The organism is Ectobacillus panaciterrae DSM 19096 (assembly GCF_000430785.1).
Lineage (GTDB): Bacteria > Bacillota > Bacilli > Bacillales > Bacillaceae_G > Ectobacillus > Ectobacillus panaciterrae.
In genome coordinates, this window is record NZ_KE387250.1 from 3,549 (window position 1) to 16,585 (window position 13,037).

General features: G+C 37.7%; 9 protein-coding genes and 3 pseudogenes. 9 read left to right on the top strand and 3 right to left on the bottom strand.

Translation table 11 applies throughout. The features are described 5' to 3' along the window. Positions 1-168 (top strand): annotated as a pseudogene (locus H540_RS34985) (nucleoid-structuring protein H-NS); the annotation flags it as partial. A 76-nt stretch (positions 169-244) separates the two neighbouring features. Here the strand turns inward: H540_RS34985 and H540_RS32720 are convergent. The 3 genes and pseudogenes from H540_RS32720 to H540_RS0126025 form a co-directional block, all read right to left on the bottom strand. Further along, positions 245-446 (bottom strand): annotated as a pseudogene (locus H540_RS32720) (IS4 family transposase); the annotation flags it as partial. 180 nt (positions 447-626) lie between these two features. Further along, entirely contained in the window at positions 627-1,856 is a 1,230-nt protein-coding gene (locus H540_RS0126015; protein ID WP_028403064.1) for an NAD(P)/FAD-dependent oxidoreductase, read from the bottom strand. Positions 1,857-3,191: 1,335 nt separating this feature from the next. After that, positions 3,192-3,416 carry a hypothetical protein gene (locus H540_RS0126025; RefSeq protein ID WP_028403066.1) on the bottom strand — a complete coding sequence of 75 codons (225 nt, stop codon included), beginning with the start codon at positions 3,414-3,416 and terminating at the stop codon, positions 3,192-3,194. 93 nt (positions 3,417-3,509) lie between these two features. Here H540_RS0126025 and H540_RS33675 point away from each other — a divergent pair. The 8 genes and pseudogenes from H540_RS33675 to iolA form a co-directional block, all read left to right on the top strand. Beyond that, positions 3,510-3,587, top strand: a pseudogene (locus H540_RS33675) (IS6 family transposase); the annotation flags it as partial. A gap of 66 nt (positions 3,588-3,653) precedes the next feature. Next, positions 3,654-3,800: a hypothetical protein gene (locus H540_RS33680; protein WP_155891152.1), complete on the top strand. Its 147-nt coding sequence runs from the start codon at positions 3,654-3,656 to the stop codon at positions 3,798-3,800. Continuing rightward, entirely contained in the window at positions 3,797-4,402 is a 606-nt protein-coding gene (locus H540_RS0126035; RefSeq protein ID WP_155891153.1) for a hypothetical protein, read from the top strand. Before H540_RS33680 ends, H540_RS0126035 begins: the two co-directional genes overlap by 4 nt. A 593-nt stretch (positions 4,403-4,995) precedes the next feature. After that, the gene (locus H540_RS30955) at positions 4,996-6,027 is read left to right on the top strand and encodes a LacI family DNA-binding transcriptional regulator (RefSeq protein ID WP_034671975.1); all 1,032 of its coding nucleotides are present in this window, start codon (positions 4,996-4,998) and stop codon (positions 6,025-6,027) included. A 1,201-nt stretch (positions 6,028-7,228) separates the two neighbouring features. Next, a complete protein-coding gene (locus H540_RS0126050) occupies positions 7,229-8,662 on the top strand; it encodes a sugar porter family MFS transporter (RefSeq protein ID WP_081415286.1) in 1,434 nt (477 codons plus the stop codon). A gap of 191 nt (positions 8,663-8,853) precedes the next feature. Then, complete coding sequence (locus H540_RS0126055) at positions 8,854-9,777, top strand: sugar phosphate isomerase/epimerase family protein (protein ID WP_028403069.1); 924 nt, start codon at positions 8,854-8,856, stop codon at positions 9,775-9,777. 32 nt (positions 9,778-9,809) lie between these two features. Next, on the top strand, positions 9,810-10,976 hold the full coding sequence (locus H540_RS0126060; protein ID WP_028403070.1) for a Gfo/Idh/MocA family protein: 1,167 nt from the start codon (positions 9,810-9,812) through the stop codon (positions 10,974-10,976). A 480-nt stretch (positions 10,977-11,456) separates the two neighbouring features. Next, on the top strand, positions 11,457-12,932 hold the full coding sequence (gene iolA, locus H540_RS0126065; protein ID WP_028403071.1) for a methylmalonate-semialdehyde dehydrogenase: 1,476 nt from the start codon (positions 11,457-11,459) through the stop codon (positions 12,930-12,932). The last annotated feature ends 105 nt before the right edge of the window (positions 12,933-13,037 follow it).

The following is a 13,037-nucleotide window of genomic DNA, read 5'->3' on the forward strand; positions in this document are numbered from 1 at the left end:
CAAAAGTGGGAGTGGGGCTATATCATACCTTACATGATCTCTGGTGTACTTAATGAACATCCACGTGTCGCCATGGCTTACCGTGATAGCGCCGATCGTGACAAATTCGTAGATTTTTATGACAAGGTAACATCACCCGAAGTCGCTCTGGCTCCAGCATCGAAATAGGTTAGATTGCTAAAGGTACCTCTATTGATAGGGGTACTTTTTTGTCTTTACTAAATTGATTATATCTGAAGACAAATTGACTACAAAGTTGAGTAAGAGAAGTAGTGGCGACTTGTTGATTGAGCCATACGCACAAAGATAAAAAATGGTGTCCGTGACATTTTCGTTTTCGTTTCATTCCGCCTGCTTCTATAGCTAGTTGATTAAGTACAGTGGGAGATATATCGATATAACTCTTCGGCAAATAAAGATAACTCTTGTGTTTGATGCATCTTCATTAAAAGCACGTCACCCTTTCTCATTAACATAAAAGAATCGTAACGTGCTTTTAACTTTGAGTATAGTCTAAACTCTTAAGTTGATGGATGTGTGGCGGTACTCTATACTAAGTATCTGTTGCTCTATGTTCGTAGCGAATTATTTTTGTACTTGAATCACTTAATCTCTAAAAATCATTGCTAGATCGATTGCATAATTCGTACGAGTTCTTTTTCTAAAGCAGCGGGCTCGTTTGCATAATTGTAAATCCCTAAAAACTTCTCTATAGCCGCTGGATGGGAACTGATTAGCTTGTTGACAGCACCCTGTTGTTCAGATATGCGTTCATTCTTCGAAATTTGGCATCCCATGTGAAACCGAACCATAAACTCATTTTCTATTGCCTTTTGATATTCTTCAGACATTTGATTTGATTGATCGGATTGTCCCTTATATTTTGATAGAATATTGGATAATATACGTGCTCCACATATAGCATCATAGATACCTTGCGCCATGCCAGGATCTTTAAAACAAACTGCATCTCCAACCAACGCCCATCCTTTTCCCATTCCTTTATACCAGTAATTATCATATCCGAGAATGCCTTTGACTGGTTCTACTAGTTCTGCATTTTTCAAGCGCGCCCCAATTGTTGTATTCGGAAAGTTATCTGTTAAGAAATTGCGTAGACAGCTTTCCGGATTTAATTTCAACCGTTCTATCAATTCCTTATTTTCTAATGGGAAAATGCCGACAATTACATATAAATCATCATTCGTCGGAAAGAGAATGGCTGTGTTATCTTTTATCTTGTATACTTCAAATTTAGGGACATTATCGTGGCGAAATCCAGAGAAATACCCGAAATAGATGCCGACTGTTGCCGGAATACTTATTTTGAGTTCACTTTTTACCAGCTTGCGAATAATAGAGGATCGGCCGTCTGCCCCGACTACTAGGCGAGCTAAAAATTCTTGTTTCTCGTTGTTGCCGTCTAAACCTTTCACGCCTATCACTGTTTCGTCATCACGGATGACATCCGTCACACGAAATCTTTCTAAAACAGTTACATTCATTTGAGATTTGGCTTGTTCAAGTAGAATATGATCGAGATAAGTTCTTCTAATACAATAACAACTGTCCTCTCCGTAAACCTCAGGGATGAGACCTTCTATCACGGTATCCTCAAATTGAAATTTAATATCCCGTACCGGCGGTGCTTTTGTTTCCAATAACTTGTCCAGGACACCGATTTCTCGAAGAAGAGCGACAGTATTATTGAAAAAGGTATGGGTTGATAATGTGTCCCTTGGAAAATTCGATCGGTCCACTAACAACACATGGAAACCTGCCTTAGCAAGATAAATTGCCAGGGTAGAGCCGGCACATCTAGCACCGGTAATGATGACATCATACGTCTTATTCATCGTATCACTCCATTTTCAAGTACAATTATTAACTTGCTTATCCATTAGCAGAGTTCTAAAGTTAATGTTCCTACGAGTTAAAGTAATGGGGAAAATTGATAAGAATATCCTACATACATAAAGTATGGAAGCTAAAACGAAATAAGTACAGAAAATTCCCACCTGCTATACAATTAAAAAGAATTTGTGGTAAAAATCGGAATGATAATTTAAGTATTAAATAAAGGTCCGTTTACAGGAAGGTACGGATGTACTTGTATCTTGATTTTTCATGAGGATTTTAGAGGTATTTTCCAATATTTGTCGTATATTTACTTGTCTCCATATTATTTTAGAGGAGAGTGGGAATGATTAGTATGAAACAGGCACTGGTGGTTCCTTGTCTTGTTACGGTTGCCTCATTCATTATTCTTGTCGTACTGGAAGACTTACTTCCTAATTGGATTTTTGCATCAATATCTCTTTGCTCTATATGGATTTTAGAGTCGATATTAACAAATATCTCACAGATTAAATTTACTAGGTCTTCATCGCTTTTTCCTGATAGAGAATAGCCTGTTGTACGTATCAGACGCGGAGTAAAATAATAGTTAAGAGGTCTCCAATTTGGATGTCTCTTTTTTTGTTCACAAAGACGCAAAAGACGAGGGCCATTCCTCGTCCCTCATGTGCATAGTTATGCTGTTGGTTTATCATTCAATTAGGAAAAGGAAGGAAGAATGATAGTATGCGATATATTCCTTAACTTTTGTTTAAGTCATGTCTTAGATGCTTAATTCTAAAGGTAATATGAAAGAGTTGTCTTAAGAACATGGGTTGATTGCTACTAAATGTATTGTAGATACACTAAGCAAATACAAAGTTTTTAGAGAAGAAGAGTTAGTTGATAAAACTCATCCAGTGAAATACCAGAACATATTCCTAAATGTCCTGTTGGTTTAAAATAAAGTTTAATCAAAACTCGCTCTAAACCGAAGTGAGTCCATAAAATGAGATACAAACAAAACACCTAGGCTACCTGTTCCTCCATAAAATATGGGAAGACGGGTAACCTAGGTGTTTTTTCTAAGTTTCATGTGGAGCAATTTAGGTTTCTTTCAGTGATGTATGGGTTTTTAATCAATTATCTACACAATAGAGATATGTCAATAAAGGCTTTGTTCGTTAAATGTTGATTTTTATCATACAAAACGATAACTATCGTTTAATTGACTTGTCATCGTTTTTCATTTAACTAATGGTTCCGATAGCTTAACAATTATTAAGTCGTGATGAAACCTCATCCTACGTTCTCCTAAAGAGAACAGGAACATGTAGGGAAGGAAAAGGAAGCTATTAAGCCCCTTGTAGATGCGTGTCTAATTCGTATAGATAAAAATTGATTATTCTGCAGAGCTCAATTAATTTACGCTGTTCACTTGTGCATACAAATAGCCCATTATTAAACTCAATTTCACTCGTTTCCAAGTAGAAGATACCGTTTTTGTAGTATGCATTAATCCCGGCTATTTGTTTTAAATCGTGTAATACAATTGGAATTTTGCTTGCATGTAGGCTCATAACTGTATCCCCTTTTCTTTATGTTTTAGTTAATGATAACGCTTACAATATACTTTTGTATATATCTAATATTTGGTTTTGAACACATTTTCATCAGCCAAGCGCTTTTTTAAGAAAGCCTTGGCTTCTTATCATGTCTCCAAACCTCGTGTTATTACAGTCGATAAGAACCTCCTAACATTATCCCTGCTTAGGACATTGCTCCTATGTTAAAATGTAGAAAAAAGAGGAAAGATAATGACAGAAATCCGCATCACACCGCCGCAACTGTGGAACGTTGCATCTGATTTTAGTAGGTGTGCAAAGGAAGCTGCGGAGCTGTTCAAAAATGGCACTTTTATTAAGAAACTAACTATTCCTAAGAACAGTAAATACGGGAGTTGATTCCTCTGCTTGAAAAAATGATACAAACTATTTGTAGCGAGATATTTGAAAGTGATATTTATTTAAGTTTAGTCAACTTTGAACTAAGAGAGGAAATTCTCTTACTGACATTTGATTTAGAGTATGAAGATAATCATAAGATAATTCAAAAGTGGCAAGTCGCTTGTGAAGAATTTAAGGAACATAGATTAGAAGTAAATTACTTTTACTCTGATGATTTTAAGGTTTTAAATGAACACCCTTACTTATGGGACTGCACAAAAGATTTTAGCAGTCTTTATTTTCAAGGGACTGTAGAGGATATCAACAAGGTTATTGGTGACTTATACATAAAGCATAGTGAGGTTACAAAAGGATTAATTCCTTTTGATACTTACATAAATAGTGAAGGTATTGGTTGGATATTGAACGCCAACTTTGGTTTGTTTGCAGAAGCGCCAGAAGATTTAATTCATGAATATGCTAAGGTATTAAACGGTTACGGATTAAAGACTTCAGTTATTCCTTCCAAAAGAAAACGCAAAGATAAAAAGTATAAGGTTTTTCTATTCGGAGATTCGTATGTAGTAGCAAAGAAGTTTGAAGCTGTTCGGCTTGTTTAAAGTGTTTTGACAAGTTGATGGGGGATGCACGGGGGACTAGGAGGAATCCCGAAAAAGTTCTTCAAGAATTTTTGCAGAAAAATTTATATCTTAGAAAATAGTGTTTATCTGTAAGGGGATACCAATGATTTTACTCCTCTTTTTATATTCGAGATACATTGGCTTCCATTTTCGAATTTTATGGGAGCCATTATTGTAACCGCCTTATTAATCGATTCTCGTAAAAACAAAAAATCTTGAGAAGGATAAGGTGGAATAAATAATCTCGTCCAATATTAAAAGTATTGAAAATTTTGGAATATAGCTGTACAATAGCGGTATATAAAGCGCTTTCGATTTGATTGCGATAAAAGGTAGTATAAATTGTTTGCAATATCAATAGTTAAGTATATAAAGGGCTTTCTGATTAACGATTATACAGTCGAATTAGTAATAAGGTTAAGCGTTCATTCCTTGATAAAAAGGCGATTACTATATTAATTAGAAAAAACAAGAATTTTCAAAATTCTTGTGCAAATGTTATAAAGTTGATCAAGTTACTATGAAAGTAATCTAACTGGTGACTCGTACGATAGAAAGAAGGTATGCAACAAATGAAAGCAACTATCTATGATGTAGCAGAAAAAGCAGGAGTTTCAATATCTACGGTTTCAAAGGTTATAAATAATCAACCGGTCGGGAAGAAATCCAAACAAAAAGTTTTAGAAGCAATGCAAGAATTAAATTATAAACCAAGCGTCCTTGCATCTGCCTTAACAGGCAAGCGGACATCTACAATAGGATTCTTGTTGCCGGACATAGCTAACCCTTTGGTTGCGGAAATGGCTCGCAGAGTAGAGGATCGGGCCCATGAATATGGATTTAATGTTGTAATTTGCAGTACCGACTTGAAATTGGAGAAAGAAGAGCGTTACGTATCTTTACTAAGGCAGAAAAGTGTAGATGGATTTATCTTAGCCGGCGGTTTTAGAAACAGAGAGGTAATTTTAGAGCTGTTAAGGGATAATGTTCCAATTATACTTCTTTCTGAGTCCCAGCCGTACTCATCCATTACAACCGTAACAGTCGACAATTTCATGGGAGGCTATGATCTGGCTTCTCATTTGATTTCTCTGGGCCATACAAGGATTGCGGTTATTGCGGAAGACAATTCGAGCAGTCAGGAGCGTATTCGTGGATACAAACAAGCATTAAAAGATAATGATCTTGATATTACTGAAGACTTGATTGTTATAAGTGATTCAAGCCCGGAACATGCCCAACATTTGACAACTTTCTTATTGGATTCTCCAAATCCGCCTACTGCAATCATTTCTTGTAATGATGTGTTGGCGATTGGAGCTCTTCTGGGGGTACGGGAAAAAAATTTAAAGATTCCTGAAGATCTCTCTATTACTGGATTTGATAATACTTTGTTGTCTAAGAGTAGCGATCCTCCTTTGACAACAGTAGAAGTACCTGTTCAAAATATGTGTTCCCGGGCTGTAGATTTACTTATAGAAGAGATAAAAGGGAAAAGCATAGAAAAACAAAAGATTTTAATGTTACCCAAGTTAATTATTCGAAAATCAACGAGTTCATGTCCAGTGCAGCTTAGAAATGTACCTTCTATACAAAACGAATGATGTACTTTTTCTCCCAGTTGCGTGAGATTAACTTCGATGGTATCGCTACCGTGCCGTGTTCGGGGAAGAAGACGGAGCAGCTAGCTGGTTCGATAATTGAATCCTTTATATTGCGGTGATGCTGAACATGTTCTGTGAATATGTTCAGCATCACTTTTAATCATGAGCCAAATGTGCAGGTCAAGGATTCTTTAACATATCTGTTAAGAACGTTTGATTAAAAATATATGCTTTTACACATTCAAGTTGATAATTCGGGGCGTGTTTCTTTATCATATAGGGGATTTGCAAAACATGTTGAGGATTATACAGTTGAATTGCCAAAAATATAAAGTGTTTTCGATAGTATGATTATACAAAGTATTTTATATATAACTGAATAAAAAAATCGTCTTTTTATAGTGGGGCGAGAGCATCCGGCGGCGTGCAGAAGCGGTCAAACCCTTGTAGTGGCCCATGCAAGAGTAAACCAGAGAGAGGAGGTAAGTGCCCATGCCGTTTTGTTCGAAATAGCAAATGAAAACGTCGAAATTATAAATCATTTATATATAGATGTTTTGTAAGATTAACATGTAAAATGTAAAGCGCTTTACATTCGGAGATTATCAATCATACAAATATATAGCGTATTTTATAAACAGATCGTTACCATCGAACTTTTGTAGAATCTGAATTTATTTGAAATATATTTTGTAATGAAGGTGAAATTTTAACTTTAAGAAACCTATTTACAAAATATACTGAATATTATACAATGAATTTACAAAAACATAAAGCGCTTTCGGTATTTGGTTATATAGTACTTTTTAAATAGCCTACAACTTCAATTTATACATAATGTAAAGCGCTTTACATTTTGGGTGTTAGTCATACAAGCATAAGGTGTATTCAAGAAAGGGGGGAATATAGAATGGGAAACAAACTCGAAATAGAACAAATAAGTGAAATGGCAGATGCTGAAGAGACGAAATTGGCTCATGTGGTTCTCGCTTAATTGATTAGTGTAATGTTAGGTTGTTTCAAGTGCTTAAGGCTCAGCTAGAGTAAGCGGTATAGTTTTTAGTTTCCCTTACATCAAGAAATCGTGAAAACGTTATCAACAAACGCTATTCTATATGATTGTTAGTTTTGAAGATAAGGCAAAACGAACGAGTGTATGAATTGGAAGTTAATAAAAAATAACCAATGAGGATGATAACGCATGAGTATTCAAGTAAGTAAGAAACCAAGAAATTATAAAAGTTATTTGCAAATCATTATGATTTCTGCGACATTCGGGGGGCTTCTCTTTGGATATGACACTGGGGTTATTAATGGCGCTTTACCTTTTATGGGAAGGCCTGACCAACTTAATCTAACACCAGTTACAGAAGGTCTTGTTACGAGTTCACTTCTATTGGGAGCGGCATTTGGTGCGTTGATATGCGGTAAACTGGCAGACCGCTATGGTCGTCGTAAAATGCTCCTTAATCTTTCATTGTTATTCTTGTTGGCAACACTTGGAACTACATTTGCCCCCAATGTTTCAATAATGGTTGTCTTTAGGTTTTTACTTGGGATTGCCGTTGGAGGAGCATCATCTATGGTACCGGCTTTTTTAGCGGAAATGGCACCTCATGAGAAAAGAGGGCAAATGGTTACTCAGAATGAACTGATGATTACCGGCGGGCAATTATTAGCCTACGTTTTCAATGCTATTCTTGGTGTTACAATGGCTGATACTGGACATGTTTGGCGATACATGCTCGTCCTTTGCGCAATTCCAGCTTTAGTACTATTTGTAAGTATGCTCATTGTTCCAGAGAGCCCACGGTGGCTAGCTTCAAAAGGGAAAAATAGGGAGGCGTTGCGTGTCCTTGAACAAATACGTGACGAGAAACGGGCTAAAGTTGAATTCAATGAAATTGAAGCAGCAGTAAAAAAAGAGTCAGGGCTTGAAAAGGCATCTATTAAAGACTTTTCTGCACCATGGTTACGCCGCATTTTGTTAATTGGGATTGGAGTTGCCATGGTGAATCAAATTACAGGTGTCAACTCAATTATGTATTATGGAACTCAAATTCTTCAAGAGTCTGGTTTCGGTACGAAAGCTGCATTAATCGCTAACATTGCTAATGGACTTATTTCAGTCATTGCAGTAATATTCGGTATTTGGCTGGTTGGTAAGGTTAACCGTCGTCCAATGTTGATTATTGGTTTGTCTGGAACCACAACAGCACTGTTACTTATCGCAATATTCTCAATGGTATTTAAAGGATCTGCTGCACTCCCGTATATTGTGCTTTCTTTAACAGTTTTATTCCTTGCCTTTATGCAAGGGTGTGTTGGACCGGTAACATGGTTAGTAATTGCGGAAATATTCCCGCAAAGGTTAAGAGGTCTTGGTTCTGGTATAAGTATATTTTTCCTATGGATCTTAAACTTTATCATTGGCTTTACTTTTCCTATCTTGCTAAGCTCTGTGGGTTTATCTACTACATTCTTTGTTTTCGTCGCTGTTGGCTTATTGGGGATCGGTTTCGTGTACAAATTTATGCCAGAAACAAATGGACGTACACTTGAAGAGTTGGAAGAGCATTTCCGTTCACAATACGATAAAGGTGACACAAAGGAATCAGTTATTAAGGCCCAATAAGAACAACTGTCCATTTTAGAACAATAATTGTAAGCGTTTAAAAATTTAATCTTGAATCTGAAGAAGCTTTACTTGCAGCAGAGTTTGAAGTTAAACAATAAATAAACATACGAAAATCGACTGGACTATGTCCGCTGAAAGATAGAAATGAAGAAGATTTATCATAAAAGTAATAGATTGAGGTGTTTGAAATGGGGATTAAAATTGCAGGAGCACCTTGTTGTTGGGGTGTGGATGATCCAAAAAATCCATATCTTCCACCATGGGAGCGGGTGTTACAAGAAGCATCGCAAGCTGGTTATAAAGGTATTGAGCTGGGGCCTTATGGATATATTCCAATGGACATTGAAAGAGTACAAGCGGAGCTCTCGAAAAACGATTTGACGATTATTGCAGGAACAATTTTTGATGATTTGGTAACGGAATCCAATTTGGAAAACTTATTGCATCAGGTGGACGACATCTGTTCTCTCATTACCAAACTTCCACCCTCTTCACAGGAAAAATGGCAACGCTTTCCGACCCCTTATTTGGTACTAATTGATTGGGGACATGACGAAAGGGATTGGAAAGCTGGACATCCTGATGAAGCGAAGCGCTTATCCGCACAGGACTGGAATAACATGATGTCGCACATCCGTACACTCGCGGAGCGGGCTTGGACGAAATATGGAGTACGTGCCGTCATTCATCCTCACGCAGGCGGCTATATCGAATTTGAAGATGAAATCGAAAAACTTTTGCAGGACATTCCATATGAAACTGTGGGACTTTGTCTCGATACGGGGCACCTGTATTACTCAAAAATGGATCCGGTGCAATGGCTTCGAGACTGTGCGGATCGATTGGATTATATCCATTTTAAGGACATTGATCTAGATGTATATCAGCGGGTGATGGGTGAGCATATTCGCTTCTTCGATGCTTGCGCCCAGGGAGTGATGTGTCCGATTGGACAAGGAATCATTGACTATGATTCTATTCATAAATTGCTGAAGGAAATTAATTATCATGGGTACATCACGATCGAACAAGAACGTGACCCTAGAAATTCTGATACTAGTTTAAGAGATGTGAGTCAGAGTATTGCTTATTTAAAAAGTGTTGGTTATTAATTTAAAAAATATAAGAATAGGAGAAATCATTTATGATCAATGGTGAAAAAAAAGTAGAAAATCCGATTCGTTGGGCAATGGTAGGCGGTGGACGAGGAAGTCAGATTGGATACATTCATCGTTCAGCTGCATTGCGTGATCATAATTTTCAATTAGTTGCTGGTACGTTTGATATTGACCCGGAACGCGGCAAAGACTTTGGAATGAATTTACATGTCGCTCCAGAGCGTTGCTATCCCGATTACAAAACCATGTTTGAAGAAGAGGCTAAACGTGAAGATGGCATTCAAGCTGTTTCCGTTGCAACTCCAAATGGTACTCACTATGAAATCTGCAAGGCGGCACTAAACGCTGGTTTGCATGTAGTATGTGAAAAGCCGCTGTGTTTTACTACCGAAGAGGCAAAAGAACTGGAGGCTCTTGCAAAGAAGAAGAATCGTGTTGTCGGAATTACATATGGTTATTCAGGGCATCAGATGATAGAGCAGGCCCGTCAGATGATTGCAAAAGGCGATTTAGGTGAAATACGAATTGTAAATATGCAGTTTGCACACGGTTTTCACTGTGAGGCTGTTGAAGCCGATAATCCTAGTACGAAATGGCGCGTTGATCCAAAAGTTGCAGGGCCGAGCTATGTGCTGGGGGATGTAGGAACACATCCGTTATTCTTGTCTGAAATTATGTTGCCAAATATGAAAATTACAAAACTATTGTGTACTCGCCAGAGCTTTGTCAAGAGCCGTGCTCCACTGGAGGACAATGCTTATACCATAATGGAATACGATAACGGTGCGATTGGGACTGTGTGGTCTTCTTGCGTAAATGCCGGTTCCATGCACGGGCAGAAGATTCGTGTTATCGGTTCTAAAGCTAGTATTGAATGGTGGGATGAGCAGCCTAATCAGCTTCGTTATGAAATACAGGGTAAACCGGCACAAATCTTAGAACGTGGAATGGACTATCTCTATCCAGAAGCATTGGCAGATGACCGCATCGGCGGCGGGCACCCAGAGGGTTTATTTGAAGCATGGTCAAATTTGTATACTCGTTTTGCTATGGCAATGGAAGCTGCCGATTGTGGGGAAACGTTGAAGGATATTTGGTATCCAGGAATTGAAGCTGGTGTCGAAGGCGTCCGTTGGGTAGAGAACTGTGTGCGCTCCGCTGATAACGGGGCCGTATGGGTGGAGTATCAATAATAAAAGAAAAAGAGATTAGTGAAAAAGGTTTCAATTCGTAGTGCTTTTAGGAGTAGAAATGATTGTAACGATGTCGAAGAGGGGGGCTGGAAATATATTATGAATCAAGTGTTTGCTTGATAAGATGTCTTTAAAATATAAAAAGGTGTCTTCATAATAGAAATACGATTATTATGTTTTATTCTATAATCTTAATTATAAATGAGAAATTCACGAGTGATTTTTGATCCGAATGATAACGATTACATTGTGGTTGTTTTAATGAATATCAACTTAGGAGGGGAAAATAATGAAGGTTATGAATCAAGTTTTTATTTGGGATAATATTTCTAAAATGTAAAAATAGATTTTCATAATAGAAATATGATTGATATATGTTGTCTTCTTTTTGTAAAAGATTGTAACGATGTCTCATTATTAATCCACTAGTATTGATAGATTGATAGAAACGAAAATATATTTTTTGAGGAGGAAAAGTACATGCAAGAAACGGTAACGAAAGTAGAAAAGTTGAAAAATTATATAAATGGTGAGTGGGTTGAAAGTAAAACAACAAAATATGAAGATGTCTATAATCCGGCTACAAAAGAAGTTATAGCCCAGGTTCCAATCTCAACAAAAGAAGATATTGACTATGCGATAGAAGTGGCTGCAAAAGCATTTGAAAAATGGAAGAACGTTGCAGTGCCGCGTCGTGCAAGAATTTTATTTAACTACCAGCAATTATTAACAAAGCATAAAGAAGAATTGGCTCACTTGATTACAAAGGAAAACGGAAAAAGCCTTACAGAAGCATTAGGGGAAGTTCAACGCGGAATCGAGAATGTTGAATTTGCAGCAGGAGCACCTTCCTTAATGATGGGCGATTCACTATCCTCAATCGCGACAGACGTTGAAGCGACAAACTATCGTTATCCAATCGGGGTTGTCGGTGGAATTGCCCCGTTTAACTTCCCGATGATGGTACCTTGCTGGATGTTCCCAATGGCGATTGCGCTTGGTAATACATTTATTTTAAAACCATCTGAAAGAACTCCGCTCTTAACAGAAAAATTAGTCGAGCTATTTACAGAAGCGGGACTTCCAAACGGTGTGTTCAACGTCGTTCATGGAGCACATGACGTTGTAAACGGCATCTTAGACCACCCTGAAGTGAAAGCCATTTCCTTCGTTGGATCGAAGCCTGTTGGTGAATATGTATTTAAGCGCGGAAGCGAAAACTTAAAACGCGTTCAAGCGTTAACAGGTGCTAAAAACCATACGATCGTTTTAAATGACGCTGATTTAGAAGATACCATTACAAATATTATTTCTTCCGCATTCGGTTCAGCGGGCGAGCGCTGCATGGCATGCTCAGTTGTAACAGTAGAAGAAGGAATTGCGGATGAATTTTTAGCTAGACTGAAAGAAAGAACAGCCAATATTAAAATTGGTAACGGCTTAGATGACGGAGTATTACTTGGTCCGGTTATCAGAGAAGAAAATCGAAAACGTACAATCGGCTATATCGAAAAAGGAATTGAAGAGGGAGCAACGGTTGTATGCGACGGCCGCGACCGTTCATTGGATGAAGGCTTCTTTATCGGCCCGACAATCTTTGATGATGTAACATCAGACATGACAATCTGGAAAGAAGAAATCTTTGCTCCAGTATTATCTGTAATGCGTGTGAAGAACTTAAAAGAAGCAATTGAAATTGCGAACAAATCAGAATTTGCCAATGGCGCTTGTATCTTTACAACAAATGCTGCATCGATCCGCTACTTCCGTGAAAACATTGATGCAGGTATGTTAGGGGTTAACTTAGGAGTACCAGCTCCTATGGCATTCTTCCCATTCTCTGGCTGGAAGTCATCCTTCTTTGGTACATTACATGCGAACGGAAAAGACAGCGTTGACTTCTATACGCGTAAAAAAGTTGTGACTGCACGCTACGCAGCACCGACATTTGAATAAAAAATGCTTTGTGCATAGTTATTTGAGATTTCACTAGGTTACTAGATTTGACTGTAAATTTCTAAATAGAAATGAGAGGAACCGGCCCCTCATCCTGATCATTAA